Source organism: Azospira sp. MPR-LB4, from assembly GCF_058809525.1.
Map to the genome: position 1 here is coordinate 3,354,107 of NZ_CM179521.1, position 21,045 is coordinate 3,375,151.

The following is a 21,045-nucleotide window of genomic DNA, read 5'->3' on the forward strand; positions in this document are numbered from 1 at the left end:
TGCCTCTGGCATTGAAAACACCGGCTCTCGGGCCGGTGTTTTTTTTGGTGGGCAATCATTGCCACCCGATTAGAATGAACACCCTGCTACGGCTGAAGGTATTTATGTCGCTTGGATCCCTGCTGTTGCGTCTGAAGACAACCGTAACTTCTCTTCTACCGCCCCCTCCCCTGGCCGACGACGCATTGCCAACCGATACGGAAAGGCCGCTAAGGATCGGCATCTGGGGGCTGGCAATAGGCTTTGGCGGTCTGCTTCTCTGGGCTACCCTGGCGCCACTGGATGAAGGGGTGCCGACCCAGGGGGTGGTGTCGATTGATACCAAGCGTAAGACGATCCAGCACCTGCTTGGTGGCCGTATCAGGGAGGTCTACGTCAAGGAAGGCCAATACGTGCAGGCTAACGAGTTGCTGCTGAAGCTCGAGGATGCCAATGCCCGGGCCAACTACGAGGCGGTTCGTCAGCACTATCTGAGTTTGCGTTCGGTGGAGGGCAGGCTGCTGGCGGAGCAGTCAGGGGCGACCAAGATCAGTTTTCACGAAGATATCCTGAAATATGCGGACGACCCCCTGGTCCGGCAGCAGATGGCTACCCAGGAGCAGTTGCTGCAGTCCCGCAGATTGGCCTACGAGGCCGAACAGCAGGCAATGCGGGAGGCCATCCGTGGCCAGGAGGCCCAGGTCACGGGCTATGGGGGCATGATCGAGAGCCGCCGGAACCAGCTGCGCTTGCTGGAAAAGGAGCTGAAGAGCATCAGCGACTTGGTGAAGCAGGGCTTCATGGCTAGGACCAGGCAACTGGAGCTGGAGCGTAATGCCGCAGAGGTCAGCAGCATCCTGGCGGACCTGAATGGCAACCTGATCAAGTCGCGTCAGGGCATCGCCGAAGTGAAAATGCGCCTGATCCAGCGCCAGCAGGAATACCGCAAGGAGGTGGATACCCTGCTGGCCGACGTGCAGCGCGACGTTCAGGTCGACGAGGACAAGTTGCGGGCGGTGACCGAGGAACTGGAGCACACGGAGATTCGTTCTCCGGTTGCCGGGCAGGTGGTCGGTCTGGTGACCCAGACTGTTGGCGGTGTCGTCCAGGCCGCCCAGCGGTTGATGGATATCGTGCCGGTTGACGAACCCCTGTTGCTGGAGGCCAAGGTACCCCCCCACCTGATTGACCGTATCAAGGTGGGCCTGCCGACTGATGTCCGTTTCACCACCTTTGCCCATTCTCCCCAGTTGCTGGTGGAAGGGACCATCCAGTCGATTTCGGCAGACCTTATTACAGAAAATCAGCCCAGTTCCGGCCAGCCGACTTCCTATTACCTGGTGCGTATTTCCATTTCTCCCGAAGGCATGAAAAAGCTGGGCAACCGCAATCTGCAGCCCGGCATGGCGGCAGAGGTGGTCATCAAGACCGGTGAGCGTTCGGTACTTACCTACCTTCTGCATCCCCTGACCAAGCGTATCGCCGCCTCGATGAAGGAGGAGTGAGTCTTCCGTAGGCAAAAAAAAGGCACCCTCGGGTGCCTTTTTTATTAATGGTAGATTGCTTATTCCAGTCCGCTGATCCGGGCTTTGCGCTCCCGTTCGATCCGGGTGATGTAGCGCTGAATCATGGTCAGCCGGGTTCCCGGAAGATCAACGTACTCGCAACCGATGCGCAGGTACTGACTGCCGGTCTTGGTGGTGACCGGGAACGAGTTGCGCACGGAAAGGGCTGTGACCAGCTGTCCTTCCTCGGGCAGGGTGAACTTGCAGTCGCGGAAAACATTACCGATGGCAAAGGTTTCACCCATGGACAATGGCAGCATGAGACCGATACCACCACCGCTGATGTCCAGCATGTTGGCTTCGATAGTGGTCTTGGTGCCATCCGCCAGAATGACGTCCACCGACACCTTGATGGGATTGGCTATGGGGGTGGTAAGGCGGTAATACTCGCGGCGCTGCAGGCGCAGCAGGGTCTCGGGCAGCTTGCCGCCAAAGGCGGTACGCCCCTCGAAGGTCGTCTGCGTAAGGCCTTTCAGGCTGAACTGAATCTTGACCTTGTCCAGGGTCGTGGTGAATACCAGCTTGTCGGCTTGCAGGGCGCGGCGATTCATTTCGTCGTCGCTGCCGTAGTCGAATATCAGGGAGTTCCCGTCGGCACCGATGTGGTTCAACGAGGTGAGCAGGAAGGAGTTACCACCGTCAAAATAAACGGTAATCATCACTCCTTTTTGCACCAGCGCCTTGAGTACGAAAAGAATTTCTGCCTTGGAGTAAAGCAGGTAGCGACTGTAATTGTCGTCGTCTTCGACGTCTAGGTGGTGTGGCACAGGATGGGCTTCCGGCTCTAAGGGCTCGCTTGCCTTGTCAGTCATGGTTTATTCGGTTTTCTCGGCAAGGCTGAAGTGTAAACAAAAGCAGCAAACTAGAGAATTGCATTATTACTCAGTTTGCTCCCTTGGGGCTTGGAATAACGGTGGCGGCGAGTTGTCGCCGTGTTCCAGTCGATAGAGCCAGGCCAGCAGTTCGGCGATGGCTCGGTAGAGCTGAGGGGGGATGCGCTCGTCCAGATCCACCTGCATGAGCAAGGCCACCAGCTCGGGCGATTCATGCACATAGACCCCATGTTCCTTGGCCCGGTTGATGATGGCCTGGGCCACCGCTCCCCGGCCTTTGGCGACCACCCTGGGGGCAGCATCGGTCTCCAGATAGGCCAGAGCGACGGCGCTACGGCGGTCCTCAGGGGGTGGCGTCTGGTTCATTCTTCTCCACCATGAAGCCGCCTAAGGTGAGTCCGGCTGCCTCAAACTGGCTGGCAAGCCCCAGACCGTGACCGCGCAGTTGTTCCCGGGTTTCCGGGTTGGCCGCGGTCAAATGCAGCGAAATCTGGTGACCTGTCAGTCCGATACGAGCCTGAATTTCCCCCAGATGGGGGAGATTCAGGCGCAGACGGGTGTTCCATGTACTAGCCGGTTCGCCGTCTTCATCCTGTGCCCCATTTCGACCATCTTCTTCCACCATTTCCCATAACATTTCCTGTCCAGGCCAGATTTGGCCGTGCCAGATATAAGTGTTGCTGGCTAGGGACTCCAATTGCTGTCGAATTAAGGGAACTAGATCGGCTGCAAGTCCGGGGGGCGTGTTGCTGGTGGTTTGCGTTGTATTGCCGGTGAATGTTTGGGGAGGGGGAAGGGGTTGGGTGCCGGTGGGCTCATCCGCCTTCTGTGGTGCCACGGGGATGGTGGGGGTATTGCTGGTCGCAGGCTGCTGAGACTGCGACTGCGGTTGAGGTACGGAGGGGGGCTCTTGTCTGGAGGGCGCTGCTGGCGGCGATTGGCTGGCTCCTGCCTGAGCCTGCGGTTCCTTGAGTAACTCGGCCAGATTAAATTGGCCGCTCGTCCAACGGGCTTGGTGTGCTTCGTAAAAGAGGCCGCTAGTGCTGATAGCTTGCTTGAGTAAAGGCGCAAGTTGTTCAGCGGGGAGTTTGGGGTTGGCAAGGAGTGGTTGATTACCATTGAGAGGGGTGGCCCGCTCTTGGGGTTTGTCTGGGGCATCCGTCAGCAGTGTGGCAATAAGCTGGCCGGCGCGGCTGAGAGAGGTCGAGGCGGAACTTTCTGCTGTGGTTTCCGGCCTGGGGTTGGCGATGACCGCGAGGGCCGTCCGACCATTGTTTTCTACCACTTCCATTTCCAGCGAATCCCCACTTTTCGCTGAGAAGGGAAGCGCCAGCGTAACCTCTCGCTGGGCAATCATTGCCCGATAGGTTCCATTAGGTAGTGCGGCCTGAATATCGGCCAGAATCCGTTGTCCGGGAACAAGCTCGGACAACAGGTCGGAAACGGCCTGGCTTGGCGCGACCTGTTGGATTGATGCATCCAGCCGGACGCGAGGGAGATTGACGAGGTCGGACGGAATCATGGCAGAGGCCAGGATCTCAAATTAAATGCTGGAGCGGGGCACTACCAGTGTGCCCCAGAGAATCTGACCTATGGCGCCAGGTAGGTGTTTTGGAGGCGTCTGGAAGTCTTGATGCTGCCCAGTTTCTCATCCAGTTCTCCCATCCAGCGCTCGGCCAAACTCCTGGTTTCTTCATCCAATGAAAGAATGGACTTGATGGTCGTTTCTGACTGCGCCTGCTCAGAAGGGCTTAGAGGGGAGGGGCCTGCTTCTAATTGACTGCGCAAGGCGGCCACCAACTGCCGTCTCTCCAGTTCCTTGTCTACCAGCGCGTCCCATTCCTCTGCCCTGGCGTACTCGTGCATTTGCTTAGATGTCGCGAGAATCGCATCGTACAGAGCGAGAATTTCTTCGCTGTTCGCCATGCTTTTAGGCCTTGGTCAGGACGTTACCGTCATTGGGGGCGGTACTGTCGTCATCAATGCCATCGGCAGTGCCTTTTGCCAGTACTTCCCATGCGCCGAGCAGTTCCCTCAGCAGTGCGGTTACTTCATCCAGGATGGCCGGATCATTCTTGAGGTTGGCAGTGCTCAAACGTTGCACCATGTAGAGGTACAGGTCGTTAAGGGAGACGGCGATGTCTCCACCTTGACTGAACTCTAGCGCATTGCGGAGGCCTTCGATAATGTCGATGGCCTTGTTGATGAATTGTGCTTTCTGGGCAATGTTCCGCCTCTCCATCTCGCCTTTGGCCGATGCAATGGCGGAGATGGCGCCTTCATAGAGAAGAACGACCAACTGGACGGGGTTGGCCGTACTGACAGCCGTTTCGACCTTTACCTGGGCGTAAGCCCGAACCCCTTGGTTAAACATGTAATGCCTTTCTGAAACGCTGGACGGTCATCTTAACCTAACAGAGAGGTGAGATAACTGCTGGTGTTCTTCATGGTGCCCATCAGAGAATCCAGGTTTGCATACTGACGCCGCAGACGGGTTTCCATGTTCTCAAGCCGGACATTTTCCCGCTCCATGTTGGTATCAAGAATTTTGATCCGGGAGTTGAGGCCCTTAATTCGAGAGTCCACCAGGCCATCGTTGGTGAGCATGTTGGAAGCGGTGTCATAGAGCCGGTGGGCAAAACCGCGTTCCGTATCGGTGAAGAGGGATACGACGTTACCAGAATTGGTTTCCAGCGCTTTTGTGAATGCCGTGCTATCCAAGGACAGAGTGCCGTCCTTTTTGAAACTGATGCCAACCTGGGCCAAGTAGTTCAGGTCATTTCCGGCAATCTTTGCCGGGTCATTGAAAACGTTCTGCAGTTGATAAATGACCGAGGTGGCCGAGTTGTCGGCTTCAAGGGTGCCACCCTTCTGGTGTTGGCTGTTTACGGTGCTGGCCAGCTTGTTATAGGCGGAAATGAAGTCATTGATTTTCTTGGTGATGGCTTCGGTATCCCGTGCAACCGTCAGGTTGACCGTTTTGGTGCTATCGGCGCTGGCCAGATTAAGGGTGACCCCATCCACTACATCGGTAATGGTATTGGTGGAGCGCTCAACCTCCAGGCCATTGAGCGACAGCTTTGCGTTCTTTGCATCCTGGGTCTGGGTAAATCCACCCAAGGCAGTTTCCAGTGCCGCATCAATGGAAACGGCGTTATCCACGCCTTGTTTCGTGGATGCAATTACCAGCTTATATTGGGGGGCTGCCGAGGTGCCGGCATTGATGACGCTGGCTTTGGCGAGGGACTGGGTGGCGGTCTTGCCGCTTTCCGTCACAGTCGCCGCGTTGATCTTGTCGCGGATGGTCTCCAGCGAGTCGCTGGCCGTCAGGGCGATATCAAAGCTTTTGCCACCAGCAGACAAAGTGAACGTTCCATCTGCGCCGACTGCAGCTTTGGAGTCAGTCTGGGCGGCGGATGCCCGCACACCGGCCTGTGCCAGTTGGGAAATCTTTATGTCGTAGCTACCCGGGGTGGCCGTATTGGTAGCAGTTGCATTCAGAAGAGAGGTATTGGAAGACGTAGCCTTGGCTGCGGCAAAGTCCATGTCCAGCTTCAGCCCAGAGACGGCGGTCTTGAATGCATCCAAATCGCTCTTGACCTTGCCAAAGGCGCTCAACTGATCGTTGAACGTCTGCTTCTTGGCAGTAAGCGAGTTGAGCGGCTGACGCTCAAGCTGAAGTAGCTGGCTTACCAGGCTGTTGACGTCGAGTCCTGAACCAATACCTGCGCTTGAAATGCCCATGTTCGTTCTCCGTTATGCCGCAACACTGAAATGTACTTAAACACGCTCCTTGATCAACAGGCCTTGCAGTTCATCAAGTCGCTTTGCGATAACAAGCATTTCCTGTGCCGGAATCTGGCGAATCACTTCCTTGGTTTTTACATCAATCAGCTTGACCACGCTCGTACCCGTCGCGTCGTCGATCGAGAACTGCAAGTCGCTGCGTAAACCGGCTACGGTTTGATTGGCGCGATGGGTTGCCTCCTGCAGGGCATCCTTTTCTTCGACCGGCTTTTGTTTTTCCTGCTCAGAGATGCCAATGTTCTTCGTGGTGCTGACAGAGGATACGTCGGCGGTGGGAATGTCGCGTTTGACAGCAACGGCATCACCAGTTGCGCGGTTGGTTGCCTGGGAGGGGTAGGCAGGGGGTCCGCTGCTATTCAAAGGTTGGATAGTCATTTCCAGCTCCTCTACACGGCATAGCCGGAGTGGCTTCGAGCCAAGCTCGCCGCCACTCCGGCTAAATACTGCTAGCTACTTTACGCGGCTTAGCGCAGGAGGGTCAGCGCACCCTGGGGCACGGTGTTCGCCTGGGCCAGAATTGCCGTACCAGCTTGTTGCAGAATCTGGTTACGGGTCAGCTGGGCGGTTTCTGCAGCGAAGTCGGCGTCGATCAGGCGGCTCTTGGAAGCGCTGAGGTTTTCCACATAGTTTTGCAGGTTGGACACCACGGCTTCGAAGCGGTTTTGCACGGAACCGAAAGTTGCGCGGATGTTGGCGATCTGAGCGATGTCGGCGTCGAGCTTGTTGATTGCAGCAGAGGCGCCGCCGGAAGTCGTCACATTGACGGTACCGGTTGCAGTCAGGGTGCCGCTGTAAGCGTTCAGGCCGGCTGCACCGTTCTGTGCCAGGTTGGAGGTATCCACGCTCACTTGGTTGTCGGCAGAACCGCTGAAGCCGACCTGGAAGGTGATGGTGGAGGCGCCGGACAGCAGCTTGGTGCCGTTGAACTCGGTGGTCTGAACGATACGGCTGATTTCCTGGGTCAGCTGGTCCACTTCCTTCTGCAGCTGGCTACGGTTGGTGTCGCTGATGGAGCCGTTGGAGGCTTGCACGGAGATTTCACGAATCCGCTGCAGGTTGTTGGCGATCTGGCCCAGGGCGCCTTCAGCCGTTTGACCGACGGAAATACCGTCGTTGGCGTTGCGGATGGACTGGTTGCCACCGCGGATGGCGCTGGTCAGACCTTCGGCAATAGCGGAACCAGCGGCATCGTCCTTAGCGCTGTTCACACGCAGACCGGAGGACAGGCGCTGGAGAGAAACGGACAGGGACTGGTTGGAAGTCGCCAGGTTCCGCTGTGCGTTCAGGGACGAAATATTGGTGTTGACGATCAAAGCCATGATTATCTCCTTGGTTCCATTGATTATTTACCACTTCGGGTAAAACTTCGGTGGCGAAGCCCGCCGCCTTTGAATCAATTATCGGAGCCGGGGAAGATAACTTTAGGTCTTTTTTTCGAAAACTTTTTTTGCGTGCCTTAAAAAGAAAGAGGCACCCCTCCCGTCTCGCCCCATGCGCCCGTTGCAGGCCCATGAGGGGGGGAAAGGTGCCGCAAATATACTGGTAAGTAGCTGGTCAGCGCATTACTTCAAGAGGGTCAGTGCGCTTTGGGGAACGGTATTGGCTTGAGCCAGGATCGCGGTGCCTGCCTGCTGCAGAATCTGATTGCGAGTCAGTTGGGCGGATTCTGCGGCAAAGTCCGTATCCATGATGCGGCTCTTGGAGGCGCTGAGGTTTTCCACGTAGTTCTGCAGATTGGCGATCACGGCCTCGAAGCGGTTCTGCACGGCACCATAGGTGGAGCGCAGATTGGCGACCTGGGCGATGTCGAAGTCCAGCTTGGACAGGGCAGCGGAGGCGCCAGCGGAGGTGGTGACGTTGATGGTGCCGGTTGCCGTCAGGCCGGCACTATAGCTGTTCATGCCAGCGGATCCGGCAGCGGTCTGGGCCAGGTTGGTGGTGCTGATGGCCACCTGGTTGTCCGTGGAGCCGCTGTAGCCGATCTGGAAAGTGATGGTGGAAGCGCCGGACAGCAGCTTGGTGCCGTTGAACTCGGTGGTCTGAACGATACGGCTGATTTCCTGGGTCAGCTGATCCACTTCTTTTTGCAGCTGGCTGCGGTTGCTGTTGCTGATGGAACCGTTGGCTGCCTGCACGGAGATTTCACGAATCCGCTGCAGGTTGTTGGCGATCTGGCCCAGGGCGCCTTCGGCCGTTTGGCCGACGGAAATACCGTCGTTGGCGTTGCGGATGGCCTGGGTGTTGCCGCGGACGCCGCTGGTGATGCTTTCTGCCACGGCAAGGCCGGCTGCATCGTCTTTGGCGCTGTTAACCCGCAGGCCGGAAGACAGGCGTTGCAGGGACAGGCCGAGGGCGGCGTTGGAGTTGCTCAAATTGCGTTGCGCGTTGAGCGACGCAATATTGGTGTTGACGATGAGTGCCATATTTAGCTCCTTACCAGAGGGCAAAATTGTTTGATACGGCTAATGCCCTGCTGGGCAATGCCGTTCTGGCTCTCTTAAAGCAACTGGTGTGCCACGTTTCTCAAGAGGGCCGGCAAGGAGTTTTCTGCGGGCCGGAAAGGCCCGTGGATTGCGGGTCTTTACATATCCTGCATTTTTGGGCGGGCGTTCCCGGCGAGACTTTCCAAATCCCGGCGAACGCTTTGCAGAACCGGCAACCATTGCCCCGGCATTTTTTGCCGGTACAGTTTGAGGCTGGGATACCAGGGGCTGTCTTGCCGCTCCTGGAGCCAGCGCCAGTCTGCATCCCGTGGCAGGAGCAGCCAGGCTGGTCGTCCCAAAGCCCCGGCAAGGTGGATGATGGCCGTGTCTACCGAAATCACCAGATCCAACTGGCTGACAATGGCTGCCGTGTCGGCAAAATCCCGGATGCCTGCCGTGACGTCCCGCAAACCTTGGGGAAGCTCGGCGGCCGGTAGTTGCAGGCTGATGAATTCAACCCCCGGCACCGCCAGTAATTCGACGAACTGGGCCAGGGGGCACGAGCGTTGGTGGTCATTGCGATGCCGGGGATTGCCTGCCCAGGCCAGGCCGACCCGGAAACGGCTTCGGGGGCCGAGCATGTCTTGCCAGTGGCGCACACGCCCTGCCTCAAGCGGCAGATAGGGAATGGGACCCGGCAGGTCGGCCAGACCGATGTGCAGCAGGTGGGGCAGGCTCATCAGCGGCAGATAGCACTGGCAGCCCCACGCATCAGCCGGCAGTTCCCCTGTCTGAGCGACCAGGTGGTCAATACCGGCAACGCCCTGGAGCAGGGGAATGAGGGAGGGCTGGCACTCCAGCGTGACTTTGGCGCCCCGGCGCTGCAGTTCCGGGGCAAAGCGAACGAACTGCAGCGTATCGCCCAGGCCTTGTTCGGCTCTGAGCAGCAGGTGCTTGCCGGCCAGATCTTCCCCTTGCCAGCGGGGCAGGGTTGCCGCAAAACGGGTACGGGTACCGGCTGCCGCCCCCCATTCATATTCCTGCCAGCCGGCCTCCAGCTGGCCGAGGGCGAGCAGGGACATGGCGTAGTTCCAGTGGGCCAGGGCATAGTCGGGCGCCAGGGCGATGGCCTGGCGCTGGGCTTCCAGTGCTTCCTGATGCAGCCCCATGGATTTCAGGACGTTGCCCAGATTGGTCCAGGTCACTGCAGACCGGGGTGCCAGGGCGGCCGCCCGCCGACAGTGCTCCAGCGCTTCTGCCGTGCGTCCCTGGGCCTGAAGCACAGTGCTCAGATTGGTCATGGCATCTGCGTGCTGCGGTGCCAGGCGCAGGGCCTGGAGGAAGGCCTGCTCGGCCTCCGCCAGCTTGTTCTGATCGAGCAGGATCAGGCCCAGGTTGTTGTGCAGGTTGGGCGTGTCCGGTGCCAGGAGCAGGGCGTTGCGCAGCGACAGTTCGGCCCCTTCGTACTGGCCCAACTGACGGAATATCTGACCCAGATTGTCATAGGCCAGGGCGTTGCCCGGTTCCAGCTCCACCTGGCGCAGGGTCAGTTGCAGGGCCATCTCGGTCTTGCCGAGATTGAAGGCATTGACGGCCAGGTTGGTGATGCAGGGCACATGGTCCGGCGCCAGCTGGTAGGCCTTTTCGTAGGCGGTGAAAGCTGCCTCCCGGCGGCCCAGCCGATCCCGGCACATGCCGAGGTTGAAATGTACCTGCCAGGCTTGGGGCGCCAATTGGGCGGCGGCAGCAAAGGCTTGTTCCGCCCCGGCCATGTCTCCCTGGCTGAAGCGTTGCTGGCCCTGTTGCAGCAGTTCGTCCAGCCGGCTCATCGCTCGCTCGCCCAGACGGCCAGGGCCGCTGTCAGCTGGGCGATGGCGCTCTCCCAGTCGCCGGGGCCGGGCTGGCGGAACTGGCGCAGGCTGGGATACCAGGGGCAATCGTCCCGTTGCAGCAGCCAGCGCCAGTCCGTATCCCAGCGGTTGAGCAGCCAGACAGGCTTGTTCAGGGCACCAGCCAGGTGGGCCACTGCCGTATCGACGCTGATGACCAGATCCAGCTGTTCCACCAGGGCCGCTGTTTCGGCGAAATCGGAAAGTTCGCCGCTGTAATCAAGGATGGGCCACTGCCCGGCCACCTCAGCAATCTGGGCGGCGGCTTCATCCTTTTGCAGGCTGACGAAACTGATGCCGGGCACCTGGGTCAGGGGCAGCAGTTGGCTCAGGTGAAGACTGCGCCGGGCATCGAGGAGCACGGCATCGGCCATATGCTGGCGGCGGCCGCCGGCCCAGACCAGGCCGACCCGGGGCCGGGGCAGCTCGGCGAGGCGCTGCTGCCAACGCTCGGCGCTGACCTGGGGGGTGCGCAGATAGGGCATCCTGGCGGGGATGTCGTCCAGCCCGGTGTTGAAGGCCAGGGGCAGGGAGAGCAGGTGACAGTGCCAGTCGGTGTCGGGCACCGCTTCGCTCTCGTCTATCAGGGCATCGATGCAGTCCAGTTCCGCAAACAGGGGTTTGAGGGGGCGCTGGATGCGCACCGCAATCCAGGCGTCACGCTGCTTCAGCAGGGCGGCATAGCGGATGAACTGGAGGGAATCGCCCAGGCCCTGTTCGCAGAGCAGCAGGATGCGCTGCCCGGCGATGGGCTCGCCGCGCCACTGGGGCGTGGTGGGACGGTAGATGACGCCCTGGATATTGGACTGGCGCCGGTATTCGTAATCGGGCCAGCCTTCCCGCAGCTGGCCCAGGGTGAGCAGCACCAGGGCCCGGTTCCAGCGGGCCAGGGGGTGTTCCGGGTCCAGGGCCAGGGCCTGGTCCAGGGTGAGGCGGGCGGCGGCCAGGTCCATGGATTCCATCTGGGTGATGGCCAGGTTGCAGTAGCCCACCGGGTCCTGGGGAGCGATGCGGATGGCCTGGCTGAAACTGGCGGCGGCAGCGGCCGCCTGGCCTTGTTTCATCTGGGCGTTGCCCAGTTCCACCCAGGCCCACAGCAGATCGGGAGCAAGGCGGGTGGCGCTTTCCGCCAGTTCCTGCGCCACCCCGTATTCACCCAGGTGGGAGCAGAGGGAGGCGAAGGCGGTGTAATTGCGCGGCTCTTGCGGATTGCAGTTGAGGGCGGCCGTGTAGGCGTCTACTGCATCGGGAAACTCCCGCAGCAGGACAAAGCCGCTGGCGATGCGGCGCCAGGTATCGTCGTCGGCCGGTTGCAGCGCTGCCGCCTGGACCAGGTCGGCCTTGGCGCCGGCTCCATCGCCCATGCGGATGCGGGTCATGGCCGCCTCGATGCGGGCGTCAATGCTGCCTGGTAGCGCCGCCAGAACGCCCTGCCACAGGGCCAGGGCGTCGGCATGGCGTTGCTGGTCGCCGAGCAGGATGGCCAGATTGTGGGCCGTATCCAGATGCTGGGGCACCACCGCCAGAATTTGCCGGTAGTGGCGTTCTGCGGTGTGGCGGTCACCCCGCTGCTGGGCCTGGACGGCCTGGGCAAAACAGGCGGAGAGGGCTTCTGGAGTCTGGGGAAGGGCTTGGGTCATGTTCGCTAGGGGAAGGGGGCCGTCCGCGCGGGACGGCCCCGCCGTTTCAGGGACGGGGGTCCGTCAGGGCGGCTTGCCATTCGTTGAGGCGGCTGCTCAACAGGTAGTGCCGGCGTACCCAGGCTTCCAGGATGTCGCCTTCCCTGGCTGCCGCATCCAGGTCGTGGGCCCGCTCCCGGATGGCCTGGACCCAGGCATCGGTCTCGTTGGCCACCCGCGTCACCGGCGCATTGTCGGTACGGTAGGGGAAGATGTCCGTGCAGATCACGGGCAGGCCCAGAATGCCGTACTCCAGCAGGCGCAGATTGCTTTTGGCCTCGTTGAAGGGATGCAGTTCCAGGGGGGCCACGGCCAGGTCGAGGTTGAGGCTGGCGAGCTTGGCCGGATAGGCTTCCACACCGACCTCGAAGGGATGGTATTCGGCCACATAGGGGCGAATCTCTTCGGGGCACATGCCGAAGAAAATCCAGTCCACCTCGTCGGCGGTTTGCTTCACCGCTTCGGCAATGATGGCCAGGTCGCCCGAGTGCTGCTGGGCGCCCGCCCAGCCAACGCGGGGCTTCTTGCCGGTACGGCGTCGGGAGGTAAGGTGGGCCCACAGGTCGTCCCGCAGGGAGTTGGGTACCAGCCGCACTTCGTCGGTCAGCTCCCGGGCAAAGTCGTACAGGGGCTGGGTGCTGACGATGACCCGGTCGCTCTGGCGGAACAGCTTGCGCAGACGATTGCGTCCGTCCCGGGGAATGTGGCGGTAGTTGGGGTTGTCCTTGGGCATGTGGGTGATCAGGTCATCCATCATGACCACGATGCGCATGTCCGGCCGGTGCTTGCGGAAATAGGTCTGCCATTCCACGGCAAGCGGTGAGAAATCCACCTGGATCATGTACACATCCGGATCCAGACGGTTCAGTTCCGTCAGGGTCGGATAACGCAGTTCGTGGTACTTCTTGGTTTGGACGATGGTGCTCTGCAGCGTGCCGGCCGCGCCCAGGGCGCGCAAGGGGGCGATGAAGCGGTATTCGCCGACGCCGCCGGCAGGCGGCTGGGCCAGGACCCGGGGGCGGTCGTGGAACTTGCGGTCCCAGTCGGCCACCAGCACCGGTTCCGGCGTATAGGAACTGCCGTCGAGCAGGGACAGGTGGCGGTTGTAGGCGGGATCATCGGCCAGCCATTTGTGCCAGCGCTGATGCATGAAGTCTGCCGTCTTCTCGTCCCGCACCGAAGCATCGGCGCGCTTGCGCAGATTGGACGACTCCAGGACGAGGGACTTGTTCTCGTGGTGCACCAGGGTGGCGCCGGGGGTCCATACCACCAGATGTCCGGCTTCCCGCAGGCGCAGGCAGAAATCCACGTCGTTGAAGAGGACCGGGGTATCCGTCTCATTCATGCCGCCCAGGTCCTGGTAGATGGATTTGCGCACCAGCATGCAGGCAGCGGTGACGGCGCTGTAATCCTGGTCCACCTGCAGGCGGTTCATGTAACCCGGCTCGTGCATGGAAACCTTGGAGAAGCAGTGAGCTGCCAGGCGGTCCAGGCCCAGGATCACCCCGGCATGCTGGATAGTGCCCTTCTCCGGATACACCAGGCGGGCGCCGACGGCGCCCACTTCCGGCCGCTGGCCGTGGTTGAGCATCTGCTCCAGCCAGTTCGGCTGCACGATTTCCGTGTCGTTGTTGAGCAGAACGACATATTCGCCCGTAGCCGCGGCCACGCCCAGGTTGCACTGGGCGGAGAAGTTGAAGGGATGGTCGTAGGCAATGATGCGCACCCGGTCCCCGTGGTCCCGTTCCAGCTTGCGGTAGTAGTCCAGGGTGTCCGGCTCGTCGGTCTGGTTGTCCACCACGATGATTTCGTAGTTGTCGTAGGTGGTCTTTTCCAGCAGGCCGTCGATGCAGGGCTGCAGATACCAGACGCTGTCCCGGTTGGGGATGATGATCGAGACCCGGGGCCGCTCGGCATGCTGGTAGGCAATGCGCAGCGTACCGGGGACCATTGCGGCGCTGACCGTGGCGGCGATGTTGCGGCGGGCCAGGTGGGCTTCCACAGCGGCCTGGCGGGCCGCCTGGGCCAGGGGATGTTCGGGCAGGTTTTCCGGCAGGTGCAGCAGGGGCTCCGGCAGGTGGCCGATGGCGTCGGCACCGCAGCGGTCGTGCAGGCGCCACAGGGCCTCGTATTGCCAGGCGCCGGGGTAGGGGTGGAAACCGCCGATTTCCTGCAGGGCTTCGTGCTTGAACCACAGGGCCGGGCCCACGTAATCCATGGCGCGCAGATAGTCCAGGTTGAAGTCGGGTTTGAACCAGGGGGCGCAGCGGAAACCGGCCGGACCGATATGGTCATGGTCGGTGTAGATGGCCTGCCACTTGGGGTCCAGATTGGCGTAGTCGGCCACGGCGATGGCCCAGTGGGGCTCGAAGGTGCTGCCGACCGGAATCAGGGTGAGCCAGTCGCTGGCCAGGGTGTCGCTGACCTGGTTCAGGGCCCGGGCCAGCAGTTCCGGGTCATCCAGGCTGTCCAGTTGCAGCCAGCCGAGGATGTCCGTCTGCTCGAAAATCGGGTCCGGTGCCGGCGTATCCGCTAGTACGACCAGTTTCCAGTCCTGGTACAGCTGGGTCTGCAGGGAGGCCACGGTCTGCGCCAGGCGCGCCTGTTCGCCGGCTGCCACGACAGTCAGCAGCAGCAGGGCGGGGCGCTCCTTCCAGCGGGTCAGCATGCGCTCGGCAAAGAGCTGGGCGTCGATTTCCTGGATGGTCTTGCGATCCACCCAGCGACGGTAGTCGGCCCGTTGCTGGTAATGCAGGTGCACCCGGTCCACTTCCGGACCCGACAGTTCGAAGTTGCCGGAAAGGGATTCGGAGGTGGCCCAGAAAATACTGGTGATGGTGGGGATGTGCTTGAGAGGGTACTTCTCGCCGATGCGCAGCCACATGTCCTGGTCGCCGATGGCCGCATAGCTTTCGTCGAAAAGTCCTAGTTCCTCATGCACCTTGCGCCGCCACATGGGGTGGCAGCCGACCATGCATTGCTCCAGCAGTTGCTGGAACGAATAGGGCGGCCAGAACTGACTGCCGCCGATGACCACCGTGTCGAAATTCTGGTGGGGCAGGGGGCTCAGCAGGGAGTCGCCATAGACCACCATGACTTCGGGGCTGGCATCCAGCTCCCGCATCAGGGCTTCGCAGGCGGTGTTCTTGAGGCGGTCGTTGGTGCTGCAGGAAATCAGGTATTCGCCGCGGGCTTCGCGGATGGCCAGGTTCCATGCCGGATAAACGCCGATGCGCTCCGGTGTGCGGATGTAGCGGATGTTGGCGTGCTTGGCCTGGTAGCGACGGACGATTTCGCCTTCGTTCTGCGGCGAGTCGGCGTCGATGACCAGAATTTCGATCTGGTCGGCCACGGTCTGGGCCAGCAGGTCGTCCAGGCACTCGCCGATGAATTCGGCCGACTTGTAGGTGGAAACAATGGCCGTGATGCGGGGCTTGAAGGTGCTGTTCGTATCCGTCGTCCGGAGGGCGTCGGGCAGGCGGCTGTAGAAGGCCTGGTCGGGCGCTGTGCTGGTCGCGCCGAGGAAGACCTGCAGGACTTCCCGGGCCGATGCCGTCTGGTCCAGGGCGGTCAGGATGTGCAGCAGGTTGAGGACGATGGCCGGATTGCCGGGCGCCGCTTCAAAGGCCTGCACCGACCAGTTGAGGGCTTCCTGCAGGTGGTTGCTGCTGTGGCAGAGCACGGCCAGATTATCCAGGGTCCGGGGATTCTTGGCGTCCGCCTGCAGCGCCTGTTCCAGCCGCGCCAGGGCACCTTCGGGTTCGGCCAGGGCCAGCAGGCACTCGGCTTCCCAGTTGAGCTGCTCCGCCGGCGAAGCGAAGGTCATGCGGCCTTCCTGGGCAGTCAGCAGCTCCAGGTAGAGCTGGCGGTATTTCTCGGCTTGCCGGTGGCTGTCGAAATCGCTTTCGGCTTTGGCCCGGCAACGCTCACTCCAGGCTGCCGGCGTCTGTTCGGCCAGCACCCTGAGGATCAGGGCAGCCAGTGCATCGACATCGCCAGGGGCGGCCAGCCAGCCGGTCTCGCCATCGACGACGATATCGGGCAAGCCGCCGACGCGGAAGCCGACCACCGGAATGCCGCAGGCCAGGGCCTCCACCGCGGTGTTGGGCAGGTTGTCCTCGCGGGATGGCAGCACCAGCAGGTCGGCCAGGCCGTAGACCTCGGGCAGACGGGATTCGTCGCTGATATCCCCCAGGTGCACGAAGCGGAAACCGGCCGGCGGCGTGAAATCGGCGGCCAGGCTGCCAAAGGCGGCTAGGGTGATGGGGCGTTCCGGAGCCTGGGTGGCCAGGGCCGCCAGGGCCGCCAGCAGCAGGTCAAAGCCCTTGCGCCGGTTCTGAATGCTGTCGGCGCCGAAAAGGACGACGGCCGCATCGGCTTCGATATGCCACTGGCGCCGCAGGGCGGCCCGGTCCAGGGGGCGGAAACGTTCCAGGTCGATGCCGTTGGCAATGACCTCGACCCGCTTGCCGGCGAACAGGGGACTCTTGCGGGCGCAATCGGCGAGCCAGTGGCTGGGGGCGACTACCGTCAGATCCAGGTCGGCATAGGCGGCCTGGCGTTGCAGCCAGGTTTGCCGGGAGGCGTCAGACTCATCGCGGGAGCCGAGCATGGGGCATTGGCCGCAACCCGGATTGCGGGCGTAGGCTTCGCACTCGCCCGCATAGTGGCAGCCGCCGGTGAAGGCGGCCATGTCGTGCAGGGTCCAAATCACCGATTTGCCGGCAAAGGTCCGGGGCGCGGTGGGAAAATTGACCATTCCCGCCACCCAGTGGAAGTGGGCGATGCGGACACTGTCGAAACCGCCGAGGCGAGCCAGTTCCAACGGGGAGGTGGCGTTGCTGAAGACTTCGATGAACGGGGCCCGGGCCGGGTAGGCCCCCAGGGTCTTGCCCCAGGCCTGGGTGGCTTCCGCCAGATAGGGCGAGCCGCCGGGGGAGAGCACTGTCCGGGCTTGTGCCCCGTTGGGGCAGAGCAGGGCGACATCGGTGCCCTGGCTGGATTTCTGCAGCACGGCCATGCCGGCTTCGACACCGTCGCTGACCAGGGCATTGCGCAGGCGGGCAGCCGCCATGCCGGCGCCGCCCCGTTCCCAGGTGCTGAAGTGGAGGATCGGTGCCAGGGGCAAGGCGGTGGTGGGGGCGGCGGCAGCTTTGGGTTTGTTGAAGCGCACGCCGACGGCATCGATGGGCTCGATGGGGAAGCGCACCTGACGTTCGCTCTGGAATTCTTCGATGGCTTGGCGGCAGCCTTCCCAGTGGCCGTAGTCGTCCACCTGGAAAATGCCCTGGTCCGTGACCTGGTCGTAGAGATTGTCGAGGATGGCCCGGGTCGAGGAATACCAGTCGCCATCCAGGTGCAGCAAGGCGATTTCGCCCAGATTGTGGCGCTCCACCGGCAGGGTGTCTTCAAAGAAACCTTTGATCGTCACCAGGATGTGTTCGGCGCCCAGCTTGCGGCAGGCTTCCCGGACACTGTCTTCCGGAGCCGCGCAGGTGCCGGTGCCCCAGCCCGTGTCCTCGGCATGCTGGCCCCGGTGGGTGTCGTTTTCTCCCGGAGTCGGCATGCCTGAGAAGGAGTCGAAGGCGAACAGCTTGCGCGGCCGCTTGCTGTGGCGGGCGATGACTGCGGCAACCAGGGCCGAGGAGCCGCCGGCGGCGACGCCGCATTCGACGAAGTTGCCCGGCAGATCCGCTGCGCAGATACGCATGGCGCTGTCGTAAAGCGAGCGCAGGCGCGCTTCGCTGAGCATGGTGTAGGGACGGATCACCTGCAGCAGCTCACTGAATTCGTCCACGGCCGGCCCCTGGCCGGCCTTGCGGTCGTCTACCCGTTCAAGCAGGGCGCGGGCTTCGGCGTTGTCCGGGAAGAAGCGCAATTCTTCCCGCAGACATTCGGCGACGTGCCAGGGCTGGTTGAGGGCAGCAAAGCAGCGGGCGCGAAGCACATCAAGACCGATGGTGGGGATGCGGGCCTTCTTGGCGTCGATCACCAGATTGAGGGCCTCCTGGGCCTGGCCCTGGGCCAGGGCGCCTTCGGCTCGCTGCATCAGGGCCAGTACTTCGGCGCTGTTGCCGGGGATGCTGCCGTTGGGGCTGGCCGGGGTCGGTACGGCAGGCGCCGCAGCGGCGGTGGAACGGGCGGACTGCGCCGGTTGGGCCAGGTGGCGCCGAATGATGCGGTCGAAGTGCGCCGCCCGCCATTCCATGGCGTAGTCCCGGCGGCAACGTTCCTTGCCGCGCCGGGCGATGGCTTCCCGTTGCTCGGGATGGGCCAGGTAGTAGCGCACCTTGTCGATCAGCTCTTCCCGGTCGGAGAAGGTCTCGACTTCCAGGCCCGCCTCGAAATAGTCGCTCAGGTTGTCGAAGCGTTCGGTGATGAGGAAACGCCCGGCGCCGGTGACCTCGAACAGGCGCATGTTGACCGTTTCACCCCGGCCCACGTCCAGGGGGCGGCCGCTGGCCGGGTCGAACATCCAGTGGTCGGCCCGGCTGTCGACGACGATGCGGGCGCTGGCCAGGGTACGGTACATCTCCATGCCGTATACCGGTGGTTTGATGTAGGGCGTCAGTACTGCCGGGATTCCCTGGGTCTGGCCGCTGAGATGCAGGGCCAGGGAGAACGGGGCTGTCGGGTCGCCGGCCGCCTCGGCCAGGGCCAGCAGTTGCTGGTTACGTTTTTCGTGCTGACCGATGGTCCATTGGCCGGTGAACAGGACGTCGCTCTGCAGTTCGATCCCGTTCAACTGGGGATTGAGCCAGTTGGGGTGGCCCGGGAAAAAGTGGGTGGCATCGGCGGCCCCGAGCTTCAGGGCCAGTTCGCGAATGCCGCTCAGGCCCGAAAGCATGGTGTCAAAACCGTGCCAGCGGGTCTCCGGCGGCGCCAGTGCGCCGCGCCAGCCAAGCACCAGGCGAGGCTGGTAGCTGAGGCTCTGGAGGAAGCGGGAGTCAAAACTGATGGGTTCGCTCAGATAGAGGATTTCCGGCCGGTAGGTCTCAACCTGTCGGCGCACCACGTCCATCATGCCGATGCCGTTGGGCAGGCCGTGCTGGGCGGCCCAGCGGCCCTGGGAAATGGGGTCGTTGGCGACAATCAGTTGGCAGTCGTAGCCGAGAGCGCCCAGATAGGGCGTGAGCATGTGGTTGGCGCTGAAAGCATCGGCTTCCAGCGCCTTGATCATGGTGGAGAAATCCTGGCTCGGCAGGGCCGGCCGCTTGGCGTAGAACTGTTCCAGATAGGCCGGATAGAAGGTGTGTATCTGCAGAAAGCCCAGGCGCTTCTTGGCGGGTTCGGCCATGGGCTGCTGGGCGTTCTCGCCGGTTCTGTCCACCGCCTTGCGGATGGTCTCCAGGGCCGGCTCCGTCGTGGCGGCATACTGTTGATAGTTGTCCAGGATGGCCCCGGCAATGCCGTACTCACCCAGGGAGACCAGGGCGCGGGTCAGGGCTTCGGTGACGTCCAGGCGTTCCGGCTCCTTCTGGATCAGATGGCTCCAGTGGGCAATGGCTCCCTCCTGATCGCCGAGCGCCTGCAACGTACTGGCATGGCAGCGTTCCAGTTCGGAATCGTCGGGGTCATCGGCCAGGGCCTGGGCCATGTCCTTGGCCGCTGCTGCCAACTGGCCGGCCTGGATCTTGGCTTGCACCGCCCAGAGGCGCTCTTGCCGTGCGGGGGTCAGTGCGGCAGGTTCCAGGGCTGCCGGCAAGGGCAGCCAATGGAGGTGCTGGGGAAGATTGAGAAGCGCAGCGCGGATCTGCACATAGCTTTCCGCCTGGCGGCCGACCAGGCTGGCCACTTGCTGTCCTGGATTGCCCGGCAGTCGAATGTCCACCTGCCAGCCGTTGGTGGCGAAGCCTTCGGGGCGCTGGGTGACGTCTCCCTGCAGGAACAGGACGCCGCTGTCGCTCAGGGCCGACCACAGGGCTTGGAGTTCCTGGGCGTCGGCGAGGGCGCTGCCGATTACCAAGTCCATCTTGCCGGCAACCGCCTCGGGCCAATTGCTCTCGCCGGCATGAAAACCGCGGCGGTTCAGACTGGTGGTTCCAACCTGAGTAGCCAGTTGATCCAGGGGCAAGGCCGCAGTGGCAGTGGTGACGTAGGACTCGACACCGGTCAGCGTCTGGAGCAGGACGCTGGTCAGGTCGCCGCCCACTCCGTCCAGCAGGCTGACTCCCCGGCGTGGCCCCAGCAGATGCCGTAACAGGGCCGCCGTGCCCCAGGAGGAAGTGATGGACTCCCGTGCCAGTTCGGCACTTCGGGCAGTATTCAGAATAGTGCGGCAGCGATTTTCCACTGTCTCCGGCAGGTACTGAAGGCGTTCGCGTAGCCAAGGCAGATACTGGTCTGCCAGGTCTTCATCGGTGCAGAAATAGGTGAGTTTGTGCGCCGCTAGATTGCTCAGCTGCTGGGAAAACTGCTGGTACAGCTTTTCGGACAGTAACGGGTCCTGCTCCCCCGGCAAGCCCTTGCCCGGGGCATGGGCCAGGACGATTCCCAGATGGGGCCGCAAGGCGGTGGATTGGCTGCCATACCAGCGGATCAGGGCATCCAGCTCGGCAAGCTGGGGTGCCAGAACGAGGATGTAGTCGCCAGCATCGCATTGGGTGCCGAGGGTGACGGAGAGCCAGCGGAAAGCCTCCTGGCCCTGTTGGTCAAAGCTTTCTCCCATGGCCTGGCCTGCCTGAACGGCGGAAGCTTGGCGTTCCAGTTTCTGGACGGGCAGGCCTTGTTGCGGGGCCCTGGTCTCGAGAGCAGCCGCCAGTTCCTTGGCGACGGGGGGATTTGCGGAGGCGTTGAGGCTGGCGATGAAGAGGCGCATGGGGAATCAAATCCTTGCCTGGAGACGGGTTGCACGCATGGGCGGAAGGTAA

At 62.2% G+C, this 21,045-nt stretch carries 13 protein-coding genes; 1 reads left to right on the plus strand and 12 read right to left on the minus strand.

Features of this window, described 5'->3' with window-relative positions; genetic code table 11:
* The first annotated feature begins 74 nt into the window (after nucleotides 1-74).
* A complete protein-coding gene (locus AC3QLZ_RS15730; RefSeq protein WP_014236859.1) occupies nucleotides 75-1,484 on the plus strand; it encodes an HlyD family type I secretion periplasmic adaptor subunit in 1,410 nt (469 codons plus the stop codon).
* 59 nt (nucleotides 1,485-1,543) lie between these two features.
* Here AC3QLZ_RS15730 and AC3QLZ_RS15735 read toward each other — a convergent pair whose 3' ends face one another.
* The 12 genes from AC3QLZ_RS15735 to AC3QLZ_RS15790 all read right to left on the minus strand — a co-directional run bounded on the left by AC3QLZ_RS15735 (nucleotide 1,544) and on the right by AC3QLZ_RS15790 (nucleotide 20,993).
* Nucleotides 1,544-2,356, minus strand: a complete 813-nt coding sequence (locus tag AC3QLZ_RS15735) for a flagellar brake protein (RefSeq protein WP_014236860.1) — start codon at nucleotides 2,354-2,356, stop codon at nucleotides 1,544-1,546.
* A 66-nt stretch (nucleotides 2,357-2,422) separates the two neighbouring features.
* Nucleotides 2,423-2,743, minus strand: a complete 321-nt coding sequence (locus tag AC3QLZ_RS15740) for an EscU/YscU/HrcU family type III secretion system export apparatus switch protein (protein ID WP_014236861.1) — start codon at nucleotides 2,741-2,743, stop codon at nucleotides 2,423-2,425.
* Nucleotides 2,721-3,899, minus strand: a complete 1,179-nt coding sequence (gene fliK, locus AC3QLZ_RS15745) for a flagellar hook-length control protein FliK (protein ID WP_014236862.1) — start codon at nucleotides 3,897-3,899, stop codon at nucleotides 2,721-2,723. Before fliK ends, AC3QLZ_RS15740 begins: the two co-directional genes overlap by 23 nt.
* Nucleotides 3,900-3,967: 68 nt before the next feature.
* Entirely contained in the window at nucleotides 3,968-4,303 is a 336-nt protein-coding gene (locus tag AC3QLZ_RS15750) for a flagellar protein FliT (protein WP_014236863.1), read from the minus strand.
* Nucleotides 4,304-4,307: 4 nt separating this feature from the next.
* Entirely contained in the window at nucleotides 4,308-4,751 is a 444-nt protein-coding gene (fliS, locus tag AC3QLZ_RS15755) for a flagellar export chaperone FliS (RefSeq protein ID WP_014236864.1), read from the minus strand.
* 32 nt (nucleotides 4,752-4,783) lie between these two features.
* Nucleotides 4,784-6,121 carry a flagellar filament capping protein FliD gene (gene fliD, locus AC3QLZ_RS15760; RefSeq protein WP_014236865.1) on the minus strand — a complete coding sequence of 446 codons (1,338 nt, stop codon included), beginning with the start codon at nucleotides 6,119-6,121 and terminating at the stop codon, nucleotides 4,784-4,786.
* A 36-nt stretch (nucleotides 6,122-6,157) separates the two neighbouring features.
* The gene (locus tag AC3QLZ_RS15765) at nucleotides 6,158-6,559 is read right to left on the minus strand and encodes a flagellar protein FlaG (protein WP_014236866.1); all 402 of its coding nucleotides are present in this window, start codon (nucleotides 6,557-6,559) and stop codon (nucleotides 6,158-6,160) included.
* 89 nt (nucleotides 6,560-6,648) lie between these two features.
* Nucleotides 6,649-7,503 carry a flagellin N-terminal helical domain-containing protein gene (locus AC3QLZ_RS15770; RefSeq protein ID WP_014236867.1) on the minus strand — a complete coding sequence of 285 codons (855 nt, stop codon included), beginning with the start codon at nucleotides 7,501-7,503 and terminating at the stop codon, nucleotides 6,649-6,651.
* Nucleotides 7,504-7,746: 243 nt separating this feature from the next.
* Nucleotides 7,747-8,607 (minus strand): flagellin N-terminal helical domain-containing protein, encoded by an 861-nt coding sequence (locus AC3QLZ_RS15775; RefSeq protein ID WP_014236868.1) that lies wholly within the window; start codon nucleotides 8,605-8,607, stop codon nucleotides 7,747-7,749.
* A 158-nt stretch (nucleotides 8,608-8,765) separates the two neighbouring features.
* The gene (locus AC3QLZ_RS15780) at nucleotides 8,766-10,436 is read right to left on the minus strand and encodes a tetratricopeptide repeat protein (RefSeq protein WP_014236869.1); all 1,671 of its coding nucleotides are present in this window, start codon (nucleotides 10,434-10,436) and stop codon (nucleotides 8,766-8,768) included.
* Complete coding sequence (locus AC3QLZ_RS15785) at nucleotides 10,433-12,136, minus strand: tetratricopeptide repeat protein (protein WP_014236870.1); 1,704 nt, start codon at nucleotides 12,134-12,136, stop codon at nucleotides 10,433-10,435. The genes AC3QLZ_RS15780 and AC3QLZ_RS15785 overlap by 4 nt, the downstream gene beginning before the upstream one ends.
* Before the next feature lie 46 nt (nucleotides 12,137-12,182).
* Complete coding sequence (locus AC3QLZ_RS15790) at nucleotides 12,183-20,993, minus strand: TylF/MycF/NovP-related O-methyltransferase (protein ID WP_014236871.1); 8,811 nt, start codon at nucleotides 20,991-20,993, stop codon at nucleotides 12,183-12,185.
* Nucleotides 20,994-21,045 lie beyond the last annotated feature (52 nt).